Annotated in this window: 20 protein-coding genes; 7 read left to right on the top strand and 13 right to left on the bottom strand. The window is 70.5% G+C overall.

The genetic code is table 11. The features are described 5' to 3' along the window. The 4 genes from DI269_RS25325 to DI269_RS25340 all read right to left on the bottom strand — a co-directional run. The coding region (locus DI269_RS25325; protein ID WP_112141204.1) for a polyribonucleotide nucleotidyltransferase at nucleotides 1-2,329 on the bottom strand (2,329 nt) is incomplete at its 3' end. 333 nt (nucleotides 2,330-2,662) lie between these two features. Next, nucleotides 2,663-2,938, bottom strand: coding sequence for a 30S ribosomal protein S15 (rpsO, locus tag DI269_RS25330; protein ID WP_112141206.1), 276 nt, complete (start codon nucleotides 2,936-2,938; stop codon nucleotides 2,663-2,665). A gap of 120 nt (nucleotides 2,939-3,058) precedes the next feature. After that, entirely contained in the window at nucleotides 3,059-3,988 is a 930-nt protein-coding gene (locus DI269_RS25335) for a bifunctional riboflavin kinase/FAD synthetase (protein WP_112141310.1), read from the bottom strand. 77 nt (nucleotides 3,989-4,065) lie between these two features. Continuing rightward, nucleotides 4,066-4,305 (bottom strand): hypothetical protein, encoded by a 240-nt coding sequence (locus tag DI269_RS25340; RefSeq protein WP_112141209.1) that lies wholly within the window; start codon nucleotides 4,303-4,305, stop codon nucleotides 4,066-4,068. A gap of 233 nt (nucleotides 4,306-4,538) precedes the next feature. Between DI269_RS25340 and DI269_RS25345 the strand changes: the two genes are divergently transcribed. Then, nucleotides 4,539-5,645, top strand: coding sequence for a phospholipase D-like domain-containing protein (locus DI269_RS25345; protein WP_112141211.1), 1,107 nt, complete (start codon nucleotides 4,539-4,541; stop codon nucleotides 5,643-5,645). A 45-nt stretch (nucleotides 5,646-5,690) separates the two neighbouring features. Here DI269_RS25345 and DI269_RS25350 read toward each other — a convergent pair whose 3' ends face one another. From DI269_RS25350 to DI269_RS25360, 3 genes are all read right to left on the bottom strand, one after another. Continuing rightward, the gene (locus tag DI269_RS25350; RefSeq protein ID WP_112141213.1) at nucleotides 5,691-6,638 is read right to left on the bottom strand and encodes a carbohydrate ABC transporter permease; all 948 of its coding nucleotides are present in this window, start codon (nucleotides 6,636-6,638) and stop codon (nucleotides 5,691-5,693) included. Then, the gene (locus tag DI269_RS25355; RefSeq protein ID WP_112141215.1) at nucleotides 6,635-7,612 is read right to left on the bottom strand and encodes a carbohydrate ABC transporter permease; all 978 of its coding nucleotides are present in this window, start codon (nucleotides 7,610-7,612) and stop codon (nucleotides 6,635-6,637) included. The genes DI269_RS25350 and DI269_RS25355 overlap by 4 nt, the downstream gene beginning before the upstream one ends. An 86-nt stretch (nucleotides 7,613-7,698) precedes the next feature. Next, entirely contained in the window at nucleotides 7,699-9,030 is a 1,332-nt protein-coding gene (locus DI269_RS25360) for an ABC transporter substrate-binding protein (RefSeq protein WP_112141217.1), read from the bottom strand. Between the two features lie 334 nt (nucleotides 9,031-9,364). On the opposite strand from DI269_RS25360, the gene DI269_RS25365 reads away from it, so the two are divergent. Continuing rightward, nucleotides 9,365-10,711 carry a GH1 family beta-glucosidase gene (locus DI269_RS25365; RefSeq protein ID WP_112141219.1) on the top strand — a complete coding sequence of 449 codons (1,347 nt, stop codon included), beginning with the start codon at nucleotides 9,365-9,367 and terminating at the stop codon, nucleotides 10,709-10,711. On the opposite strand, the gene DI269_RS25370 is transcribed toward DI269_RS25365, so the two are convergent. Beyond that, on the bottom strand, nucleotides 10,708-11,277 hold the full coding sequence (locus tag DI269_RS25370) for a thiamine phosphate synthase (RefSeq protein WP_112141221.1): 570 nt from the start codon (nucleotides 11,275-11,277) through the stop codon (nucleotides 10,708-10,710). The genes DI269_RS25365 and DI269_RS25370 overlap by 4 nt on opposite strands. Nucleotides 11,278-11,436: 159 nt before the next feature. Here DI269_RS25370 and DI269_RS25375 point away from each other — a divergent pair, with 159 nt between their 5' ends. Continuing rightward, nucleotides 11,437-12,219 (top strand): maleylpyruvate isomerase family mycothiol-dependent enzyme, encoded by a 783-nt coding sequence (locus DI269_RS25375; protein ID WP_112141224.1) that lies wholly within the window; start codon nucleotides 11,437-11,439, stop codon nucleotides 12,217-12,219. A 139-nt stretch (nucleotides 12,220-12,358) separates the two neighbouring features. Next, nucleotides 12,359-13,624, top strand: a complete 1,266-nt coding sequence (locus DI269_RS25380) for a YibE/F family protein (RefSeq protein ID WP_112141226.1) — start codon at nucleotides 12,359-12,361, stop codon at nucleotides 13,622-13,624. Between the two features lie 162 nt (nucleotides 13,625-13,786). On the opposite strand, the gene DI269_RS25385 is transcribed toward DI269_RS25380, so the two are convergent. Continuing rightward, entirely contained in the window at nucleotides 13,787-14,707 is a 921-nt protein-coding gene (locus DI269_RS25385; protein WP_112141228.1) for a LysR family transcriptional regulator, read from the bottom strand. Between the two features lie 102 nt (nucleotides 14,708-14,809). Between DI269_RS25385 and DI269_RS25390 the strand changes: the two genes are divergently transcribed. Next, nucleotides 14,810-16,063, top strand: a complete 1,254-nt coding sequence (locus DI269_RS25390) for a pyridoxal phosphate-dependent aminotransferase (protein WP_112141230.1) — start codon at nucleotides 14,810-14,812, stop codon at nucleotides 16,061-16,063. 65 nt (nucleotides 16,064-16,128) lie between these two features. Here the strand turns inward: DI269_RS25390 and DI269_RS25395 are convergent, their stop codons facing one another. From DI269_RS25395 to DI269_RS25405, 3 genes are all read right to left on the bottom strand, one after another. After that, complete coding sequence (locus tag DI269_RS25395; protein ID WP_112141231.1) at nucleotides 16,129-16,473, bottom strand: DUF1707 domain-containing protein; 345 nt, start codon at nucleotides 16,471-16,473, stop codon at nucleotides 16,129-16,131. Between the two features lie 93 nt (nucleotides 16,474-16,566). After that, complete coding sequence (locus tag DI269_RS25400; RefSeq protein WP_112141233.1) at nucleotides 16,567-16,857, bottom strand: 4a-hydroxytetrahydrobiopterin dehydratase; 291 nt, start codon at nucleotides 16,855-16,857, stop codon at nucleotides 16,567-16,569. Nucleotides 16,858-16,883: 26 nt separating this feature from the next. Next, a complete protein-coding gene (locus DI269_RS25405) occupies nucleotides 16,884-17,495 on the bottom strand; it encodes a carbonic anhydrase (protein WP_157975204.1) in 612 nt (203 codons plus the stop codon). Nucleotides 17,496-17,704: 209 nt separating this feature from the next. Here DI269_RS25405 and DI269_RS25410 point away from each other — a divergent pair, with 209 nt between their 5' ends. Continuing rightward, the gene (locus tag DI269_RS25410) at nucleotides 17,705-18,379 is read left to right on the top strand and encodes a winged helix-turn-helix transcriptional regulator (protein ID WP_112141237.1); all 675 of its coding nucleotides are present in this window, start codon (nucleotides 17,705-17,707) and stop codon (nucleotides 18,377-18,379) included. 12 nt (nucleotides 18,380-18,391) lie between these two features. Here DI269_RS25410 and DI269_RS25415 read toward each other — a convergent pair whose 3' ends face one another. Then, nucleotides 18,392-19,207 (bottom strand): putative hydro-lyase, encoded by an 816-nt coding sequence (locus DI269_RS25415; protein ID WP_112141239.1) that lies wholly within the window; start codon nucleotides 19,205-19,207, stop codon nucleotides 18,392-18,394. 232 nt (nucleotides 19,208-19,439) lie between these two features. Here DI269_RS25415 and DI269_RS25420 point away from each other — a divergent pair, with 232 nt between their 5' ends. Next, entirely contained in the window at nucleotides 19,440-23,054 is a 3,615-nt protein-coding gene (locus DI269_RS25420) for an AfsR/SARP family transcriptional regulator (protein ID WP_157975205.1), read from the top strand. The last annotated feature ends 44 nt before the right edge of the window (nucleotides 23,055-23,098 follow it).

The raw sequence follows: 23,098 nt of genomic DNA on the forward strand, positions 1-23,098 counted from the left end.
GCTCGCCGCCACCGCGCTCGCCGGAGCGCTCGCGGTCGCGACGGGGCCCGCGGTCGCCGCGGTCGCCCCGCTCGCCGCGGGACTCCTTGCGCTCGGCCGGGCGGCCCTTCTTGTAGCCCTCGGGCTCCTGGCCCTCCGGGTAGACCTTGTCGAGGTAGATCTTCCCGCGGTTGTCGATGTCGCCGATCTCGACCTCGATCTTGTCGCCGACGTTGAGCACGTCCTCGACGCGCTCGACGCGCTTGCCGTCGCCCACCTTCGAGATGTGCAGCAGGCCGTCGCGGCCCGGCGTCAGCGAGATGAACGCGCCGAAGTCGGTGGTCTTGACGACCGTGCCCAGGAACCGGTCCCCCACGTTCGGGAGGGTCGGGTTCGCGATCGCGTTGATGGTCTCGACGGCGGCCTGCGCGGCCTCACCGTTCTCCGCCGACACGTAGATCGTGCCGTCGTCCTCGACCGTGATGTCCGCGCCCGTGTCGTCCTGGATCTGGTTGATCGTCTGGCCCTTCGGGCCGATGATCGCGCCGATCTTGTCGACCGGGATCTTCAGCGTGGTGATCCGCGGCGCGGTCGCCGCCAGCTCACCCGGCTCGGAGATCGCGTCGAGCATGACGTCGAGGATCGCGTGGCGGGCGTCGTTCGCCTGCTGGAGCGCCTGCGCCAGCACGTCCGACGGCAGGCCGTCGAGCTTCGTGTCCAGCTGGAGGGCCGTCACGAACTCGGCGGTGCCGGCGACCTTGAAGTCCATGTCGCCGTAGGCGTCCTCGGCGCCGAGGATGTCGGTGAGGGTCACGTACTTGGTGCCCTCCTCGGTCTCCTCGGAGATGAGGCCCATCGCGATGCCCGCGACGGGCGCCTTGATCGGGACGCCCGCGTTCATGAGCGACATCGTGGACGCGCAGACCGAGCCCATCGAGGTCGAGCCGTTCGACGCCAGCGCCTCGGAGACCTGGCGGATCGCGTACGGGAACTCCTCGCGGCTCGGCAGCACCGGCACGAGCGCCCGCTCGGCGAGCGCGCCGTGGCCGATCTCGCGGCGCTTGGGCGAGCCCACGCGGCCGGTCTCACCGGTCGAGTACGGCGGGAAGTTGTAGTTGTGCATGTAGCGCTTCTTGCTGACCGGCGACAGCGTGTCGATGGCCTGTTCCATGCGCAGCATGTTCAGCGTGGTGACGCCCATGATCTGGGTCTCGCCGCGCTCGAACAGGGCCGAGCCGTGGACGCGCGGCAGGATGCCGGCCTCCGCGCCCAGCGGGCGGATGTACGCGGGCAGGCGGCCGTCGATGCGGACGCCCTCGTTGATGACCCGCTTGCGGACCAGCTTCTTGGTGAGGGAGCGCAGCGAAGCGGACAGCTCGCCCTCGCGGCCCTCGAAGTCGGCGCCGAGCTTTTCGAGCATGACCGACTTGACGCGGTCGAGCTCGTCCTGGCGGTCGGTCTTGTCGGCGATCTGGAGCGCCTGGTCGAGCTCCGCGGAGACCGCGGCCTCGACGGCGGCGTACGCGTCGTCCTGGTAGTCGAGGAAGCGCGGGTAGTCCGCGACGGGCTTGGCGGCGACGGCGGCCAGTTCGGCCTGGGCGCGCACCAGCTCGGCGATGACGGGCTTGACGGCCTCCAGGCCCTCGGCCACGACCTCCTCGGTCGGCTTGGTGCCGCCCGAGGCGATGAGGTTGAGGGTGTTGTCGGTGGCCTCGGCCTCGACCATCATGATCGCGACGTCGCCCGAGTCGAGGACCCGGCCGGTGACGACCATGTCGAACGTGGCCTTCTCGATCTGCTCCAGGGTCGGGAACGCGACCCAGGTGCCGTCGATGAGGACGACGCGGGTCGAGCCCAGCGGGCCCGAGAACGGCAGCCCGGCGAGCTGGGTGGACATGGAGGCGCCGTTCATGGCGACCACGTCGTACTCGTCCTTGGCGTCGACCGAGAGGATCGTGCCGATGACCTGGACCTCGTTGCGCAGGCCCGACACGAAGGACGGGCGCAGGCCGCGGTCGATGAGGCGGCAGATGAGGATGGCGTTCTCAGAGGGGCGGCCTTCGCGGCGGAAGAACGAGCCGGGGATGCGGCCCGCGGCGTACATCCGCTCCTCGATGTCGACCGTCAGCGGGAAGAAGTCGAAGTGGTCCTTCGGGTTCTTCGAGGCCGAGGTGGTCGAGAGGACGACGGTGTCGTCCATCTGCACGATCGCCGAGCCCTGGGCGAGCTTCGCCAGGCGGCCGGTGCTGAAGACGATCTTGCGGGTGCCGAATTCGCCGTTGTCGATGACGGCGGTGGCGTGGTGATCCCCGAGGTTGAACGCCTCGGGTGTCCGGTCGTTATCGGACATAGAGTGTCGATCTCCTTGTGTAGTTCGGAAGCGCGTCTCCCGCCACGCTTTCCGGTCTTCGATCGAAGCACTCGGAGTCCTGCCCCTGCCTAGAGGAGCGATCCGGATGCCACTACCGAGGACCGGTGCGGTCTCAGGCGGGCCGCGCCGCGCCTCGCACGAGGCGCTGCGGTGGAGCTTTGATGCTCAACGCCCACCCTACGTTACCCGGCCGACGCGGCGGCAGCGGCGAAGCGAAAGTGAGGCGGGTTAACGCGTCCCGAGCGGGCGCGGAAGGCGGGCGCGACGAAGGGAGCGCCCCGTGCGGGACGCTCCCTTCGGAAGTCACTGAGATCAGACGTTGTCGCGGATGCCGAGACGCTCGATGAGCGCGCGGTAGCGCGTGATGTCTTCCTTCTTCAGGTACTTGAGGAGGCGCTTGCGCTTGCCGACCAGGAGGAGCAGACCACGGGTCGAGTGGTGGTCGTGCTTGTGCTCCTGGGCGTGGGCGGTGAGCTCCTTGATGCGGTGGGTCAGGATCGCCACCTGCACGTCGGTCGAGCCGGAGTCGCCTTCGGTGAGCGCGAACTCCTTGATGATCTCGGCCTTCTTAACAGCGTCGAGCGCCATGTTCGAACACCCTTTCATTTGATGTACGGCCAGTCCGCGGTGTCGTGCAGGCTGGTCAGAAAGTGAAATTGCAACTCGCGAATTCGCAAGTTGTGAATTCTCGACCAGGGTACAGGAGCGTTAGTCCAGCTCCAAGGCCCGGCGGGTGTCTGCGACGTCCGTCTCGATCTGCTTGATGAGCGGCTCCAGGCCGTCGAAGGCGACCTGGCCCCGCAGGCGGGCGGTGAAGTCGAGGCGCACGTGCTCGCCGTAGAGGTCGCCGTCGAAGTCGAGGAGGTACGCCTCGACGGTGCGCGCCGAGCCCTCGAAGGTCGGGTTGGTCCCGACGCTGATCGCGGCCGGGTGGCGCAGGGAGTCGCGGTAGAACCAGCCGGCGTAGACGCCGTCGGCGGGGATCGCGGTGCCCTCGGCGACATCGAGATTCGCGGTCGGGAAGCCCAGGGCCGTCCCGCCGCGCCCGGCGCCGTGGACCACGGTGCCCTCGACGCCGAAGTCGCGGCCGAGGACCTCGGCCGCGGCGGCCACGTCGCCCTCGGCGATGAGCCGGCGCACGCGCGTCGACGAATACGCCTCGTCGTCGGCGGTGAGGGCCTGCGGGAGGACCTCGAAGCCGAACTCGGCGCCGAGCTCGGCCAGCTTCGCGACGTCGCCGGCGGCCTTGTGGCCGAAGCGGAAGTTCTCCCCCACGACCACGGCCTTGGCGTGCAGGGCGCCGACGAGGACGTGGCGCACGAAGTAGTCGGGGCTGAGCTTCGAGAGCTCCTTGGTGAACGGCAGCACGCACACGGCGTCGACGCCGAGCGCGCTGAGCAGCTCGATGCGGCGTTCGACGGAGGCGAGCCGCGCCGGGACCGCGTGCGGTGCGACCACGGCGGTCGGGTGCGGGTCGAAGGTGACGACGACGCAGCGGGCCTCGCGCTCGGCGGCGGCCTTGGCGGCCGTGCGGACGAGCGCGGCGTGGCCGCGGTGCACGCCGTCGAACACGCCGATGGCCACGACGGAAGCGGGCCAGCCCTCGGGAGTCGCGTCTATTCCACGCCAGGTTTCCACGTGGACGATCTTCTCACTGCCGGAAGGCGACGGCCATCCGGACGCGACCGCAGTGAGCACTCTCGCTAGCGGTTCACCTAGAGCATCATCGACGAGTCGGCGTTGCCGCCCGACGCGAAGATCAGCAGCATCAGGACGCCGACGGCGACCAGCAGCAGGATGCCCAGCAGGAGCCAGGCGTTGCCCGCGAGCTCGGGCTGGCGGGGCTGGTCCTCCGCGAGGACCTGGGGCTCACCGTGGTCGGGCTCCTGGATCGCCTGCTCGGTGAGCGTGTGGCGGAACTCCTCTGGAAGTTCACTTGCCGCGTACGAGCTCATGGCTTTCTCCTGACGACGAGTTCCGGGTTGCTCCTTCAATTGTCGAGAGATCGTCGGCTATCCGACCGACGTTTCCAGGAATCCGCCTGACAACAACGCGATTTCGCCCTGGTGGAAATTACACGGCCGTGACCGCCCTACCTCGCCGTACGTCCTATAGCCGACAGAAGTCTCCCCTCGTCACGTAAGACGTGACATCTTCATGTCCAGGTCCGATCGATGGGAGCCCTGGCATGAACCGCAAACTCCTCGCGCTGGCCGCTGCCGGCGCCTTGCTGATGGCCGCCGCCGTCCCTTCGCCCGCCTCGGCGGCGGCGTCCGGGTGCACCCGGACGGGCGACTACACCGTGTGCCTCGCCGACCCGGGGGGCACCGTCAAGGACACGACGATCATCAACGAGCTGGTGCGCCAGATCGACGCGACCGGGCAGGGCGACACGGTGCGGGCGGCCGTGTACCAGTGGTCGCTCGACAAGCCGGTGGGGCAGCTGGCCGACGCGATGGTGAACGCCAAGAAGCGCGGCGCGGACGTGCGGGCCGTCCTCGGGCAGCTCAGCTCCAACCCCTCGGCGAACAACCCGGTTATCAACAAGTTCAAGGCCGCCGGGATCAAGGTGAAGCAGTGCAAGGGCGGCTGCCTGCCGAACGCGGACGGGACGCGCAAGGGCCCCGACCACAACCGGTTCTTCCTCATCGAGAAGGACGGCGAGCCGAAGGTGTTCGTCACCAGCCTGAGCTTCGTGCGCTCGCACACGACGCAGGCGAACAACCTGCTCGGCGTCCACGGCGACCAGGGCCTGTTCGACTTCTACACGTCGTACTGGAACCGGCTGTACGCCCAGACCTGGGACGGGTGGACCGACAAGAACAAGTCGACGACCTCGGACCTGGCGCGGGCGTGGGTGTTCCCGCGCGGGCCCGACCCGGTGGCCGAGCAGCTCGCCGAGATCACCAAGTGCGGCGACAGCGACCGGGTCCTGGTGGGGCACGCGAACTTCCAGTCGAACCGGCCCGCGGTGCGGTCCGAGCTCGACCGGATCCAGGGGCTCGGCTGCCAGGTGCGGGTCGTGGTCCTCGACGCCGACACGAGCGACCCGGGGTGGCTGGAGGACAGGCTCGGGGGATCGAACGTGCGCGTCCACGACGACCACCGGAACAAGTTCATCGTCGCGGAGGCGTACTTCAACGGCACGCACCGCGCGGTGGTGTGGACGGGGACGCACAACCTCCAGGGCAACGCGATGAAGCACGCCGACGACAACCTGCTGCGGGTGTCGAACCAGGCCGTGGCGGACCTGTACGCGGACTTCTTCCAGCAGCTGTGGCAGGGCGCCAGATAGCGAAGCGGGGAGGGGCCGAGGCCCCTCCCCGCATTTACATGTTCGTCAGCCCTTGACGGAGCCCGCGAGCAGCCCGCGCACGAAGTAGCGCTGGAGCAGCAGGAACACCACGAGGGGCACGATGATGGCGATGAAGGCCGCGGCCGGGAGCCGCGTCCAGCCAAAGCCCCACGTGCCGGCCATGTCGCCGAGGACGGCCGTGAGCGGCCGGGTCGCCTCGCCGGGCGCGAAGGTGCGGCCGACCAGGAAGTCGTTCCACACCCACAGGAACTGGAAGATCGCGATCGACGCGATCGCCGGCGTCACCAGCGGCAGGACCACCTTGCGGAAGATCTGCGAGTGGCTGGCGCCGTCGATGCGGGCGGCCTCCATGACGTCGCCGGGGAGCTCCCGCATGAAGTTGTGCAGCAGGAAGATCGCCAACGGCAGGCCGAAGATCGAGTGGGCGATCCACACCTGGATGAGCGTGTTCACCCCTTCGAGGTCCCAGGCCGGGATGAGCGTCACCCCGCCGATGTGCAGGCCGGAGCTGAAGATCGACAGCAGCGGGATCAGGGCCATCTGGAGCGGCACCACCTGGAGGGCGAAGATGCCCACGTACAGGAGGTTGCGGCCGCGGAACTTGATCCAGGACAGCGCGTAGGCGGCCATCGCGGCGAACGCGACGGGGACGACCACGCCCGGGATGGTGATGACGACGGTGTTGATCAGGTTGATGATCAGCCCGCCGCCCTGGGAGTCCGAGTAGAGGACGTAGTTGTAGTTGTAGAGCGAGACCGAGCCCGGGTCGGCGAAGAAGTTCCACCAGCCGGTGGTGCGGATGTCCTCGTCGGGCCGGAGCGAGGAGACGAAGAGCCCCAGCGTCGGGATCGTCCACAGTGCCGCGATGACGATCGCGACGACGCTGGCGGCGCGGCTGGAGAGCACGCGCCGCAGCCGCTCGCCGCGGGTCTCGCCGATGCGGGCGGCCTGGTCGGCAGTGCGGGTGCTCATCGGGTCTCCAGTTCCTGGCGGCGCATGTTCCGCACCTGGTAGATGACGACGGGGACGACGAGCAGGAACAGCAGGACGGCGAGGGTGGCGCCGCGGCCGCGCTCGAAGAGGCGGAACGCCTGCTCGACCATGTTGTGGGCGAGCACGTCAGTGCCGTGGTGGCCCTGGGTCATGGCGCGCACGATGTCGAACAGCTTCAGCGTGGCGATGAAGACGGTCACGGCCACGACGATGATCGCCGAGCGGATCGACGGAACCGTCACGTTCCAGAAGATCTCCGCCGGGCTGGCGCCGTCGATGCGGGCGGCCTCGACGATCTCGGTCGGAACGCCCTTGAGCGAGGCCGACAGGACCACGGTCGCGAAGCCGACCTCGATCCACACGAGGACGACCATGAGCAGGAGGTTGTTCCACGGGGACTCGTTGAGCCAGTTGACCGGCGAGCCGCCGAGCCAGACGACGACCTGGTTGAGCAGGCCGATCTGCTCCCCGCCGGCGCCGTTGTACTGGTAGACGAACTTCCAGATGATCGAGGCGCCCACGAAGGAGATGCCCATCGGGAGGAAGACCAGCGCCTTGTAGACCCTCTCGCCGGCGCGGCCGTCGATGAGGACGGCGTAGAGCAGGCCGAGGGCGGTCGACACCAGCGGGACGATGACGATCCACAGCGCGGTGTTGACGAGGATCTGGAGGGCGTCGGGATCGGAGACGGCCCAGACGTAGTTGTCGAATCCGACGAAGTTCTCGGACTTCGCGTCGTAGAACGACATGACGACCGTGCGGACGGCCGGGTAGACCAGGCCGACGACCAGGAAGAGCACGGCCGGGGCGAGGAAGACGAAGGCGACCGCTCGGTTGCGGTCGCGTCGCGAGGCGAGTTCGGCGAGGCCGTAGAGGGCCAGGAGGACCGCCGCGAAGGCGACCAGGCCGACGGCGAGCAGGCCGAATCGGTCGAGGTAAGCGGAGATGTTCACGTCGAGCGGCTCCAGTTGTGTCCGGGCAATGGGCCGAGCGGGGCCGGTGGACCCCGCTCGGCTTCTCGTTCAGTCGCACGGGCCGTCTACGGCCAGGACGCCTCGATGTCGTCGGCCATCTGCTGCGAGGTCTTGTCGCCGTCGACCCACTGGATGATGCCGGTCCAGAAGGAGGACGCGCCGACCGCGCCGGGCATGAGGTCCGAGCCGTCGAAGCGGACGGTGACGGCCGGGTCGGTCAGGATCTCGGTCGCGAACACGTTGATCGGCGTGGTGGCGTTCGCCGGGTCCACGCCCAGGCGGGCGGTGCTCCACGGGCCGGTCTGGAGACGGGCGTTGTGGTAGAGCTCGGAGGCCAGGAACTGGCGGAACGCGTCGGTGGCCTCGGAGTCGGAGAACGCGGCCACGAACTCGCCGCCGACGAGCATGGTGTTGTCGCCCGCGTTGGTCTCCGGGAAGCGGAACGCGAACACGTCGCCGTCCTCGGCGACGTTGGTGCCCGCCGGCCACATGGCGCCGTAGAAGGACGCCTGGCGCATGAACGCGCACCCGCCTTCGGTGATCGGGAAGCCGGCCTCCTGGAAGGCGGTGGCGCTGATCGTGTCGGTGCCGCCGTAGATGTACTCCTCGTTCTGGAGCACCGTGCCGGCCTTGTCGATCGCCGCGACGATCTGCGGGTCGTTGAACGGGATCTCGTGGCTGACCCACTGGTCGTACACGTCGGTGCTCTCGCGCAGGACGATGTCCTCGATCCAGTCGGTGCCCGGCCAGCCGGTGGCGCCGCCGGACTCGAAGCCGGCGCACCACGGGGTCACGCCGTCGGCGGCGATCTGGTCGGACAGGGCGATGAGCTCGTCCCAGGTCGCCGGGACCTCGTAGCCGTTCTCGGCGAAGAAGGTCGGCGAGTACCAGATGAAGGACTTGGCGTTCGAGGAGTGCGGCGCGGCGTACAGCGTGCCGTCGATGGTGCCGTAGTTGACCCAGTCCTCGGTCCAGCCCTCGGTGGTGAGCGCGGTGAGCTCCTCCGAGGCGGGGACCAGCGTGTCCGTGAAGTTGGACATGAGGCCGGGCTGCGGGAACAGCGCGATGTCGGGAGCGTTGCCGCCGTCGACGCGGACGGCCATGTCGGACTCGAACTCGCCGGTGCCCTCGTACTCGACGGTGGCGCCGGTGCAGGACTGGAAGTACTCCCAGGCCTCGGTCATCTCGTCGGCCTCGGCGTCGCGGATGGAGCCGAGCACGGTGACGGTCTCGCCCTCCAGGTCGCCGTACTGCTCGTAGTTGGCGCAGTCGGTGGCGTCGTCGGGCACGGCGCCGCGGTCGTTCTCTTCTTCCTCAGGTGCTCCGCACGCCGCCGCGGCGAGCGCGATGGCACTGGCGGCAGCCGCTAGGCAGGAGATTCGTCGGGTCTTGCTCATCGGGGTTTCCCTCTCTTCGCAGATTCTCGTGCGCCCGGCGAGTCCGACTGCCTCCCTGTCCCGACCTTTCTGGGAAGCGCTCTCACTACTTCCACCCCAGGTAGGGACTGCCTCACCCGCCGTTGGGGCGACGCTGGCAATGGTGCTCTGGGTAACACTGATTGTCAAGTGTGCATTGCCGAATCGTTACCGGGTGCGATTGGATCGATATCTGTCCCTACCCGGTCGATGGGAGCGATACCAATGACGTATCATTCCAGCGCCCGGCAACTCGTTTCCAGCCACGCCGCACAGTGCCGACACCCCGGCGCGCGGCGGAGAAAGGTGCCATCCGATGACGCAGCTGACCTTCCCCGGGGGATTCCTGTGGGGGACCGCGACGGCTTCCTACCAGATCGAGGGGGCGGCGAACGAGGGCGGCCGGGGCCCGTCCATCTGGGACGTGTTCTCGGCGACGCCGGGCAAGACCTGGCGCGGCCAGTCCGGCGCCGTGGCGTGCGACCACTACCACCGGGTCGAGGACGACGTGGCGCTCATGGCCTCGCTCGGCGTCGACACCTACCGGTTCTCGATCGCGTGGCCCCGCATCCAGCCCGACGGCTCGGGCCCGGCCAACCCCGCCGGCCTCGACTTCTACGACCGCCTGGTGGACACGCTGGTCGCGGCCGGGATCAAGCCGATGCCGACGCTGTACCACTGGGACCTGCCGCAGTCGCTCGAAGACCGCGGCGGCTGGCCCGAGCGCGAGACCGCCGAGCGGTTCGGCGAGTACGCCGCGATCATCGGCGCCCGCCTGGCCGACCGCGTCCACACCTGGTGGACCCTGAACGAGCCGTGGTGCGCGGCGTACCTCGGCTACGGCAACGGCCACCACGCGCCCGGGCGCACCGAGCCTGCGGCGGCGCTCGCGGCCGTCCACCACCTCAACCTCGGCCACGGCCTCGCCGTGCAGGCGCTGCGCGCGGCCGGCGCCGACCAGGTGTCGATCGTGCTCAACCCGACCCAGGTCCGCGGCGAGGAGGAGGCCGTGCGCACCGTCGACGGCATCGCCAACCGCGTCTTCTTCGACCCGATCCTGCGCGGCGAGTACCCCGCCGACGTCATCGAGCGGACCGCGCACCACACCGACTGGTCCTTCGTGCAGGAGGGCGACCTCGCGCAGATCAACCAGCCGATCGACCTGCTCGGCGTCAACTACTACAGCCCGACCTGGGTGCGCGCCAAGGCCGGCGAGCCCGAGAGCCCGGTCGGCCCCGGCACGGTCGGCGTCGAGACCTACACGCCCGAGGGCCTGGAGTTCACCGACATGGGCTGGGCGATCGACGCGACCGGCCTGACCGACCTGCTGCTGCGGATCCACAAGGACTACGGCGTGGCCACCATGGTCACCGAGAACGGCGCGGCCTACCCGACCGGGCCGGGCGAGGACGGCGAGGTGGACGACGTCGAGCGCGTCGCCTACCTGCGCTCGCACATCGCCGCCGTCCACGACGCGATCGAGGCCGGCGCCGACGTCCGCGGCTACACCGCCTGGTCGCTCATGGACAACTTCGAGTGGGCCTTCGGCTACGACAAGCGGTTCGGCATCGTCCACGTCGACTACGCGACCCAGAAGCGCACGCCCAAGGCGAGCGCGAAGTTCTACTCCAAGGTCATCGCCGCGAACGGCCTCGACCGCTAGACGAGTGCGCCCCGGAGCGCGCGGATCTCGTGCTCCGGGTCCTCGGCCCGCATGACCATGCCCATGACCGCGACCCCCGCCGCGCCCGCCTCCCGCGCGGCGAGGGCCCGGTCGGGCCCGTTCACGCCGCCGAGCGCGTACACCGGGACCGGGCTCGCCGCGCACACGTCAGCCAGTGCGGCGGGCCCGATCGCCGGGCCGTAGCCCGGCTTCGAGTCGGTGGCCCACACGGGTGAATACGTGCAGTAGTCCAGGCCGGGATCGATCAGCTCGCCCGCGTGGACGGAGCGGCCGACGAGCACGGGCCGCGGATCGGGCACGGCGTATTTGGACGACAGGTGCGCCGCCGTGACCGGGCCTTCGGGGTCGGCCACGATGAGGACGCCCCCGTATTCAGCCACGACCATCCCGATCTCGGCGGCGAGCCGGTGCCGCTCCTCCCACGGAAGGTCCTTGTCGCGCAGGACGAGTGCGAACGGTCCGCCGCGCAGCGCGAGCGCGACCTGGTCGACCAGCGGGCGCGGGCACCCGTGCCGGTCGGTGACGACGATGAGCCGGTGCTGCATCCCCCGAACCTACGCCCCGTCAGGGGTCGAACGTGTGTTCCCCGTGTTCAGGGAGTCGACTTGCGTCCGACTCGCCGCTGCTCGACCGGTTTAACGCTTCTGTATCGGTCAACGGCTTGAACTTGCGTAATTCACGACACAGGTGCGAAACTTCAGGGGATGAACATCGGCGATCAAATCAACGTGCTGCGGACCGAAGGGGAGCGGATCGCTGTCGCTGGTGGGGAACTCGCACTGAACGCGCTCGTGCCCACCTGCCCGGGGTGGATCGTCAAGGATCTCTTGACCCATATCGGGACCGTCCATCGCTGGGCGGCGGCGATCGTGGGCGGAGCCCTGCCCTACGATCCCCGCAAACAGGACTTCCAGCGGATCGTGGGGCCCACGCCCCATGACGACCTGCTGGTCGACTGGGTCAGGGAGGGGCTCCTGCGGCTCGCCGCCGTGCTGGAGTCCGCCCCCGACGACCTCCAGTGCTGGCAGGTGTTCCCTGCCCAGTCCTCACGCCGCTTCTGGGTCCGCAGACAGGCCCACGAGACGACCATTCACCGCGTCGACGCCGAACAGGCGCGAGGCGACGAGATATCACCGGTCGGCCGCGACTTCGCGGCCGACGGCATCGACGAGCTGCTGCTGGGGTTCCACGGCCGCCCGTCGAGCAGGGTGCGGGCGCTGCGGCCGTCAGTGCTCCACATCCACGCCACCGATCTGCCGCCGGGGCGCGGCGACTGGTACGTGCACCCCACCGACACGGGCCCGCTCGTGACGTTCAGCGAGGTCGAATCCCCGCACTGCGTCATCGAGGGCCCGGTGGAGCTGCTGTACCTGGCGCTGTGGAACCGGCTGCCGTTCGACGACCTCGCCGTTCACGGAGACCCGGCACTGCTCCACTTGTGGCGCAATTACTCCGCTGTCCGGTGGGTCGATCCCGTAGACGTTTGAAACACTGACGCATAGCGACTGGAGCGCTACAGAGCGATCACGCAGGTGACCGGGACGGATTCGCGGCGATTGTCCGCTGTGGCCGTTCCGGGCGCGCTGCTGCGCGTCCGGGCGGTGCCGGGACCGTAAGCTCTCGGACGTGAACGAGGTCCATCCGAAGCACAGTCACTCCGCCCCGAACGACGCCGTCCCCCGCGCCGCGCTGTGGATCCTGGTCCCGGCCGCGGTCGCCACGATCCTGGGGCTGGTCCTGCTGTGGCCGCAGGGGGTCGAGGACGCGCAGACCGACGAGTACGGGACCGAGGTCGACGGCCGGGTCATCGCCGTGGCCGAGACCGAGTGCACCGCGGACGAGGCCGAGGTCCTCACGGTGTGCGGCGACGTGGTCGTGCGGCTGACGAGCGGCGACCAGACCGGGGAGGAGGTCGTCGTCGACATCCCGAGCGGGCCGGGCGCGCCCGAAGTCGCGGCCGGGGACGACGTCATCCTCATCTACACGCCCGACGCGGTGTCGGGCCAGCAGTTCCACATCATCGACCACGACCGGGCGGGCGCGCTGTGGGCGCTGGTGATCGCGTTCGCGCTGGCGGTGGTGGCGTTCGGGCGGTGGAAGGGCCTGCGGTCGCTGGTGAGCCTGGGGCTGACGTTCGCGGTCGTGCTGCTGTTCATGGTGCCGGCGGTCCTGGACGGGTCGTCGCCGGTGATGGTCGCGATCGTGGGCGCGGCCGCGATCATGCTCCTGTCGCTGTACCTGTCGCACGGGTGGAACCGGACGACGACGGTGGCGGTGCTCGGGACGCTCGCGTCGCTGGTGCTGACGGTGCTGCTCGCGGAGGCGGCGGTGCAGGTCGCGGAGCTGAACGGGGTGCTCGACGAGAACACGACGAACCTGGCGCTCCAGTACCCGATCGACATGTCCGGGCTGCTGCTGGCGGGCATCCTGATCGGTTCGCTCGGCGTGATCGACGACGTGACGGTCTCGCAGGCCGCGACGGTGGACGAGGTCGCGAAGGCGAACCCGAAGTGGGGGCACGCGCGGCTGTACAAGTCGGGGATGCGGGTCGGGCGCGACCACCTGACGTCGGTGGTGAACACGCTGGTGCTCGCGTATGCGGGTGCTTCTTTGCCGCTGCTGGTGCTCATCGCGGCGGCGAACCGGCCGCTGGAGCAGGTGCTCACGAGCCAGACGATCGCGACGGAGATCGTGCGGTCGGTGGCGGGCACGCTCGGGTTGATAGCGGCGGTGCCGATCACGACGTGGCTGGCGGCGTACCTGGTGCGCTGGCAGCCGAAGCCGAAGGGCCCCAAGGAACCGAAGGAGAAGGAGCCGAAGCGGCCCCGGCCGAAGGCCGGGGAAGGTGGGTGGGACTCGGAGGAGTCGCCGTATCCGCCTTCGCACCTGTAGCCGCGCCCCGCGGCCGGGTGTGTCGCGACTCGGCCGCCCCCGGCTTCAACGGTGCCTCGGGGGTCCGACATTGCGGTCGCGGTCGCGGCAACCGGGTCACGAGGTCGGGGGTGTCGATCGCCGGGCCCCCGGTACGAGGGTGACGCGGGGGTACGACATTCGTCAGAACCGCTCGGCGGCGGTCATGAGTTTTCGTGCGGCCTGGTGGAGTGCTTGAAGAACCGTCATCACCGCGGGGCGGCCGGTTGAGGCCGTGCGGTGGACTACGTAGACGTCGCGGCCGGGCAGCTCCTCGCTGATGGCGCGGACGGCGACGTCACGGCGTTCGGCCGCCGCCATCCACGGGGCGACCGTCACACCAAGGCCCTTGGCGACCAGGGTGAGGATCGTGTCGAGTCCCTCGAACTCCGAGACCGGGGCGGAGATGCCCTCGGCGCGCCACAGGCGGTCGAGCGCGGTGCGGGAGGGCTCGCCGCCGGGTGAGGCGATCCAGGACTCCCCCGCGAGTTCGTGCGCGGACACGACCTCCTTGGCGGCCAGGGGGTGCTTCGCGGGCAGGACCGCGACGAGCGGGTCCTTCACCAGATGATGGAACGTCAAGGGCCCCACCATGGCCGGGCGGCGCTGGCCCGACCAGTCGTCGATGAGCGCCAGGTCGATCTCGCCCGAGCGCACGCGCGCGAGCGACTCCGAGACCGTGTGCTGCTGGCGCAGGACCATCTGGAGCTCCGGGTGGCGGCGCAGGCGGCGCACGATCGGGCCCGCGAGGGCCACGGCGACCGTGGGGAACGCGGTGAGCGTGACCCGCCCCCTCGGTTCGGCGGACTCGGCGGCGAGGTCGGTCTCGGCGGCGTCGATCGCCTCCAAGATCAGCGCCGTGTGCTCCACTAGGCGGCGGCCGGCGTCGGTCAGCTGAGCCGAGCGGGCGGTGCGTTCGAGGAGGGCGACGCCGGTGTCCTTCTCCAAGGCGGCCAACTGCTGTGAGACCGCGGAGGCGGTCTGGCCGGTGGCCACGGCAGTGGCGGATATCGATCCCTGGGCGGCGAACTCGTAGAGGAGCCGCAGGCGGCGAACATCGAGCATAAGGAAATCTTATCCTCGGCAACAGGTAGAAATACTTGCGATGATGCTTTGCGCAGAGGAGGGTGGGGACCGTCCATACGACATTCCACCGAGGAGTCCTCTGTGACCGTCTCCGCCACCCTCGCCGCCAACGAAGCCATCGCCGAGCGGCGCGCCGCCGGCGAGGAGGTGCTCGCACTCGGGTTCGGCGAGGCCGGAATCCCCGTGCACCCCTTGCTGAGGCAGCGCCTGACGCAGGCCGCCGGGCAGATCTCGTACGGGCCCGTGGCCGGGATCGACGCGGCCCGCGAGGCCGCCGCGGGGTACTGGACGCGGCGCGCGATCCCCACCGGCGCCGAGCAGGTCCTCCTCGGGCCCGGCTCCAAGCCGCTGCTGTTCGCGCTCCTCCACGCCGCCGGGGGCGACGTGGTCCTCCCCAAGCCCGCGTGGGTGTCGTACGCGGCCCAGTCGCAGCTCCTCGGCCGCGACCCGATCCGCGTCCCGGTCCCCGAAGGCGAAGGGGGCGTTCCGGACGCCGACGCCATGGACGCGGCCGTGCGCGAGGCCCGCCGAGCCGGGCGCGACCCGCGGATCGTGATCGTGACCCTCCCCGACAACCCGACCGGGCGGCTCGCCTCCGAGCAGTCGGTCAAGGCCCTGTGCGAGGCCGCGCGCGAGCTCGACCTCATCATCGCCGCCGACGAGATCTACCGCGACCTCGTGTTCGAGCCCGGCACGTTCCCCTCCCCCGCCGCGTGGGCGCCGGAGCGGACCGTGACGACCACGTCCCTGTCGAAGAACTACGCGCTCGGCGGCTGGCGGGTCGGCGCGGCGCGCTTCCCCGACTCCCCGCTGGGCGAGCGGCTGCGCGAATCGGTGCGCGGCACCGCGTCCGAGCTGTGGTCCTCCACGCCGATGCCGATGCAGCACGCCGCCGCGTACGCGTGGTCGGACCCGCAGGAGCTGGTCGAGCGGGTGGCGCTGGCGCGGCGCCTGCACGGGTCGGTCGCGAACGCCGTCGCCGAGGCGTTCTCCGAGGCCGGGTGCGAGGTGCTGCCGCCGCAGGGCGGGTTCTACGTGTGGCCGGACTTCGAGCCGCTGCGCGATTCGCTCGCGGCGCACTGGGGCATCGCCACGAGTGCGGACCTGGCTCGGGTCCTCTTGGAGCGCTTCGGGGTCGTGGTCCTGCCCGGCAGCGCGTTCGGCGACGACCCCGAGCGATTGACGGTCCGCGTCGCGGTCACCGGGATCTACGGCGAGAACGACTCCGAGCGCCTCGCGGCCCTCGTGTCGCGCCAGCCGGTGGAGATGCCGTGGATCAGCGAGGCCCTCGACGGCCTCAAGGAGAAGCTTCAGGCGCTCACCGCGCCTGAGTAGGACGCCGGGCGGCGCTGCCGAGGCCGATGCGGCAGCGCTGCCCGGTTCGATTCACCCGTGTCGATTCACGAGGTCCAGACCGCGATCACGCCGTACGCGACGGCGGCGACCGCGACGATGACGAGGCCGACGATCGCGAAGCCCACGAAGCGCTGGATCTCCAGTTCGTGTCCCTCGCGCACGGGTCCGCGCCAGCGCCCGTAGCGCCAGTGGTCGTGGCCCTGCTCGTAGTCGGCGGCCTCGTCATCGAGCAGCGCTTGCAGGTCGGCGAGGGTCTCGGCGCGCTTGGCGAGCTGGCGGCGGAGGCGGTACTCGTCGTCGTCGATGGCGCCGCGTTTGCGGGCGCGGCCGAGCCGGTAGAGGGCCATGCGGCGGTGGGCCCTGGTGGGGCGGATGGTGAACGCGTCCATGGCGTGCTCCCGGGGTCGTGTGCCCCGGGAGGGTTCCCCGCCCGCACCGTTCGTACACATTGGCGTCCAGTGCGGGAGGGACCGTACTCCAGGTCAGTCGAGGAGTGCGCTGACGGCGGCGGCGAGGTCGGTGTCCTTGGCGGAGACCTTGCTGCCGGCGGAGTGCGTGGTGACCGAGACGGTGAGCTTGTCGTAGTTGATCGTCAGGTCGGCGTGGTGGTTGCGGCGCTCGGAGAGCAGGCCGACGCCGGTGGCGGCGGCGAGGGCCTGGAGGTGGCCGTCGAAGGTCCAGGTGCCGACCAGGTGGTCGCGCTCGTGGGTCCAGCCGGGCAGGTCGGAGAGGGCGAGTTCGATCTCGGCCCCGGTCAAGGGTTGGTCGCTCATGATTCGATTGTGACAGCCGGAGGCGGTCAGTTCTCCTCGATGAGCTTCACTTCGCCGGTGTCGAGGTCGTAGACGGCGCCGACGACGAGGACGCCGTCGAGGTTCTCGCGGCGGCCGAGGTCGGCGACGGTGCGGCGGACCTGGAGGCGCAGGGCCTTGGGGGCGGCGTCCTCGCCTTCGGGGGTCTCGGCGAGGGCCTGGGAGGCGGGCTGCCAGAGCTGCTCGACGAGGTAGTCGGTGCGCGGGTCGTGGGTGTCGTCCTCGACGGCGTGGAGGGCGGCGTTGATGGCGCCGCAGCGCTCGTGGCCGAGGACGACGACGAGGGAGACGCCGAGTTCGGCGGCCGCGAATTCGAGGGAGCCGACGGCGGCGCGGTCGGGCACGTGCCCGGCGGTGCGCACGACCAGGAGCTGGCCGAAGTCGCAGTCGAACACGGACTCGGCGGTGACGCGGGAGTCGATGCAGGTGAAGACGGCGGCGGTCGGCTTCTGGCCGAGGGCGTGCTGGCGCGCGGCGACGACGTCGCGCTTGTAGCGGGGCTCGCCGGCGACGAACCGGCCGTTGCCTTCGAGGAGAGCGACGAGCGTCTTGGCGGCTTCGTGGTGCTCCATGAGCGAGGAGGCGGTCAGTTCTGGCACGCCCTGAATGGTGCCGCACGATCCGCAGGTCCGCAAGCGCGACGGGCGGACTGTCACGCACCTTTTACCGACCTCACGTTACCGTTCCGAGATCTTCAGGTCATTTACCAGGACTTGTCGCTCGCGGAACGGGACCATAGGATGAACGGGAACTACCGCATTGCGATTCACCTGCGGGTTCGTCCCCCGCAGGATTCTGGAGGCCACCGGTGCGCACCTATGGCGAAGGCTGCCCCGCGGCCCACGCGCTCGACCTCGTCGGCGAGCGCTGGTCGCTCCTCATCGTCCGCGAGCTCCTGCTGGGGCCCAAGCGGTTCACCGATCTGCGCTCGGGCCTGCACGGCGCGAGCGCGAACGTGCTGTCGCAGCGGCTGCGGGAGCTGGAGCAGGCCGGGGTGATCGGGAAGCGGCGGCTGCCGCCGCCGGCCGCGTCGAAGGTGTACGAGCTGACCGAGTGGGGCCGGGAGCTCGAAGGGGCGATCGTGCTGCTGCTGCGGTGGGGCGCGAGGTCGGCGGCGATCCCCCTCGACGCGCCGATGGGGGCCGACGCCTTGATCCTGTCGATGCGGAGCCTGTTCATGCCGCAGGCGGCGCAGGGCTTCGACGCGGCGTTCGAGCTGTGGGTCGGGGACCGGCCGTTCATCGCGGAGATCATCGACGCGCAGCTGATCCTCGCGCCCGGCCGGCCCGAGCATCCGCACGCGGTCATCCGCACCGATGCGGAGACCCTGAAGCGCCTGACCCTGGGCGGGCGCAGCCTCGACGTGTCGATGCACGCCGGGCGCGTCACTGTCCAGGGCGATCAGGCGATGGCGGAACGGTTTTTGGGAATGTTCCGCCTCCCGGAGCCGGCTGCGGCCTCGGCTTCGGCGGGCGCGGTGTGACCGTCCCGCCGCTCATCGGAGGATCCTGATCTCGCCGGTGCCGCCCGGTTTGGCGCGGCGGTCGGTGATGAGCATGTGCCCGGGCGCGTGCGTGATCGCGAAGGGCAGCTTGGCTTTCACGACGGCCTCCTGGAGGGTGACGCCGCAGGCCCAGAACACGGGGACGTCGCCGTCGTGGAGGCGCACGGGGTCGCCGAAGTCGGGGCGGGCGAGGTCGCGGATGCCGATCGACGCGGGGTCGCCGACCTGGACGGGCGCGCCGTGGGCGTGCGGCAGGTCCATGGTGACGCCGGCGGCGAGGTCGACCAGGTCCGCGGGGACCGGCCGCATGGAGACCACGACGGGGCCGCGGAAGCGCCTGGCGCCCAGGGCTTTGCGGTTGGTGCGGTACATGGGGACGTTGACGCCCTGCTCCAGGTGGCGCAGGGGGATGCCGGCGCGCTCCAGGAAGGGCTCGAACGTGAACGAGCAGCCCGTCAGGAGGGTCACCAGGTCGCGGCCCCAGTAGTCGACGACGTGGTTCGGCTGGGCGACCAGTTCGCCGCGGCTCCACACCTGGTAGGCCGGGAGGTCGCGGCGCAGGTCGGCGCCGACGGCCAGGTCGGTCCAGTACTCCCCCGCCGCGACGACGTCCAGCAGGGGGCAGGCGCGGGGGTTGCGCACCGCGAAGCGGCGCAGACTGATCGCGTCTCGGCGCGGCACGCTCACCAGGTTGGCCTGCACGAAGCCGTGCGACCAGCCGCTGGTGTGGGCCACCAGTCCGTCCCGGAACCGGGCGCGGGCCTCGCGTGGGCTCGTCTGCGCCTCGGGACGCTGTCTCGTGAACATCGCTCCTCCTCGAAATAGTTCGATGTGTCGAGACTCCGACAAAGGCGTGTCAACGGGTTCACGAGTCCTTCACGAGCAGGATGCGGACGCAGGAGCGGCAACTGATCGCAACCGCTTGTTCACTGAGCGATTCGCCTTGCGAGCGTTCCCAAATGATCAAGAAATGCCCATAGACTGGAGAGAACCGCTAATTTCGAGCGGCCGCACCTCGGCTCCCCGGGAGGTGGCGCCCTTGGACTTCGGCATCCTCGGCCCGCTGCAACTGGCATGGGACGGCCTTCCCGTCCCGCTCCCCGGACGGACCCTGCCCAGGCTCTTCGCCGTGCTGCTCCTGGAACCCGGCAACGTGGTCCCGCTGCACCGCCTGGTCGACGCGGTGTGGGGCGAGGACCCGCCCGCGACCGCGAAGCGGCAGATCCAGAACACCGTCGCCACCGCGCGCGGCCTGCTGCTGCGGGCCGGGACGAGCGAGCTGGAGACCGTCGGCGACGGCTACCGGCTGCGCGTGCGGCCCGAGAAGCTCGACGCGCTCCGGTTCCAGCGGGCCGCCCGCATCGCCCGCGAGCAGGTCGCGGCCCGCGAACCCGAAGCGGCCCTGACGAGTCTGCGCGAGGCCCTCGACCTGTGGCGGGGCCCGGCGCTGGCTGGGCTGACGGGGCGTGTCATCGAGGCCGGGGCGCTGCGCTGGGACGAGGAGCGCGCGGCGGCCGAAGAGGCGCGGGCCGAGCTCGAACTCGAACTGGGGACCGGCGTCTCGGTCGTCGCGGACCTGCGGCAGGTCCTGGAGCGCCACCCGTACCGCCAGCACGCCGCCGAACTGCTCATGACCGCGCTGTACCAGGAGGACCGGCCCGCCGAGGCGCTCGACGCGTACGAGGCGATCCGCCGCCAGCTCGCAGACGAGCTCGGCATCGACCCCGGGCTGCGCCTCAAGGAACTCCACACCGCGATCCTGCGTGACGATCCGGGGCTTCAGGCCCCGGCGAAGGCGGTGCCGACCGCGGGACGCCGACGCTTGCCCGCACCGGCGCAGCTGCCGGCCGACAGCGTGCACTTCACCGGCCGGTCAGGGCAGCTCAAGGCACTCGACGCGCTCCTGGGGCCGGGCCCTCAGGTCGCGGTGCTCTCGGGGATCGGCGGGTCGGGGAAGACGACGCTCGCGCTGCACTGGGCGCACCGCGTGCGGGAGCGGTTCCCCGACGGGCAGCTGTACGTGAACCTGCGCGGATTCGACCGCGCCGCGCCCCTGACGCCGCTCGACGCGCTCGCCGGTTTCCTTCGCGCCCTAGGGATGCCGACCGAAGCGATTCCTTCCGACGCGGACGAGGCGTCGGCGCTGCTGCGCTCGCGCCTGGCCGACACGCAGACCCTCGTCATCCTCGACAACGCCCGCAACTCCCAGCAGGTCCTCCCGCTCCTGCCCGCGACCGCCGGGTGCGTCGCGGTCGTGACGAGTCGCTCGCGCCTGCCTGATCTCGCGGCGCTGCGGGACGTCCGGCAGGTCACCGTTGGCACCCTGGACGGCGACGAGTCCGTGCGGCTCCTCGAAAGCCTCATCGGCGCCGAACGCGTCGCGGGCGAACCCCAAGCGGCGCAGAAGATCGCGCAGCTGTGCGCGGGCCTGCCGCTGGCACTGCGCATCGTCGGCACCAACCTCGACGGCCAGCACCTCTCCCTCGCCGAGACCGCCACCGCCCTCGAAGGCCGCGACCGGCTCGCGCACCTCGCCGTCGAAGGCGACCCGACGATGACCGTCGCCGCCGCCTTCGACCTGTCCTACCAGGCCCTCGAACCCGAGGAGGAGCTGCTGTACCTCAACCTCGCGTGCCTGCCGGGGACCGACTTCTCCAAGGGGCTCGCCTGCGCGCTCGTCACGTGGGAGCCCGCCACCGCCGAACGCATCCTCGCGAACCTCGTTGCGGCCCACCGGATCGAGGAGTTCCGGCCGGGCCGGTACCGGTTCCACGACCTTGTCCGCGAATACGCCCGCCAGAAAGCGGAAGCCGCGTTCGACCCGGCCGTGCTCCAGAGCCTGCGCGAGCAGGTCGTCGAGTGGTACGCCAAGGGCACCTCGCGGCTCCCGGTCGACGAGTACCGCAACATCATCGCGACGTTCCTCGAATGGAACGGGCACCCCACGGTCTCGCGCCTGCTCACCCGCCTCGTCGCCTTCGCCGACGCCGGATACCGCGAGGAGAGCACCGACACCCTCTACGAGCTGCCCGAACTCGCGAAGGTCGCCCAGGTCGCCATCGAGTCCGGGACCGGGTCGGCCGAGCCGATGGACGCGGTGCGCGCGTATGCGCTCGCCGACGCCGTCGCGTTCGCCTCCGGCGAGATGCACCAGTCGAAGACCTTCGCCGAGAAGACCCTGGAGAACCTGCGCCGCACCCCGCACGGCGACGCCACGGGCAAGGCCCGCAACGACCTCGCGACCACACTGATCCAGCTCGGCCGGTACCGCGAGGCCGTCTCGATCCTGCGCGAAGCCGTCGTCGCCGCCGAGCAGTCCGGCAAGCGCTACGTCCAGGTCGAGGTCCTCACCTCGCTCGGCACGGTTCTGCGGCACATGGGGATCTTCGCCGAAGCCGAGGCCCTGCTGCTCAAGGCCCGCGAACTCGACGCGACCTCGCCCGAAGGCCCGACCACCGTCTACCCGCTGCTGACCCTCACCGGCCTGTACGTCGACCTCGGGCGCATCTCCGCCGCCGACGAGCTGTGCCGCGAGATCGGCGAGATGCTCCGCGGCCACCCGTCGAAGTACTACCGGGCGCGCCTGTACTTCCGCCAGTCCGCCGTCCACAGCGCCGACGGCGACCTGCCGCGCGCCGAGGCCGCGCTGCTGCGCGGGCTCGAACTCGTCGAGCAGGTCTCAAGCTGGCGCCACCAGCTGCTGTACACGTACGCGCTCGCCGAGCTGTACCTGGAGACCGGCCAGTTCGACGCCGCCCGCGACGCCCTCGTGAAAGTGGAAGGGCTGGGCCGGTACGAGACCTCCGAGACCCTCGCGGTCAAGGCCCGCGTGCTGTGCCGGCTGTTCGCCGCCGACGGGCGGATGCGCGCCGCCGTCAAGTACGGGCGCCAGGCGGTCGACGTGTTCGCGGCCATGCCCGACCCGCTCCGCCAGGCCCGCAGCCTGAACGCGCTCGCCGACGCCTACGCCGCGGCCGGCGACGCCGAGGAGGCCGAGGCGCACCGGGCCCAGGCGGGGGCGCTGTACAGCGCGCTGAACCTGGACCCGCGGCCGATCGGGACCCGAGCGTTCCAGCGCGAGGCGCCGCGCGAGCACGGGCCGGCCGCGGAGTACCGGGGCCCGGCACCCCGAGGCGACGGGCACGCCGACGGCGTGGTCTTCCTCGGCGACGGCGGCCGCCGCGAAGAGGCGCTCGCCGCGTACCGGCGGGTCCTCGAAGCGCTCGGGATGGAGATCACCGAGATCGACCCGCCGCGGTTCGGCTCGTTCTTCCAGCGGTTCCGCCTGGTGGCGTGGGCGAACCACCGCCAGTCGCACGCCGTGGAGCTGGCCGCGGCCGTCGACGCGTCCGTGGGCGCCGGGCCGCAGAGCGGGCAGGTCGACCGGAACCTGATCGAGGCGGTGTCGCGGCTCATCGAGTCGCTGCGGTACGAGCAGGAGGCCGTGATCCAGGTCGACTCGATCCTCATCGTCAAGCACGCCAACCGGATCACGCAGCGCATTCTCACGCCCGAGGAGAAGGCGCTGCTCCAGGAGCACTGGACCGGCGTCGACCTGCCCGGGGACATCGGCGGCGTGCTGCGCGCGTGCGGCATCAACCCGCTGCTCCTGACCGAGGAGTCCGACCCGAAGGGCCGCCACCGGCGGGATTGAGCGCCAGTCGGTCGACGGATGCGGTGCCAGTCGGAGGGTCAATA

This window comes from Glycomyces dulcitolivorans (assembly GCF_003265355.1).
Lineage (GTDB): Bacteria > Actinomycetota > Actinomycetes > Mycobacteriales > Micromonosporaceae > Glycomyces > Glycomyces dulcitolivorans.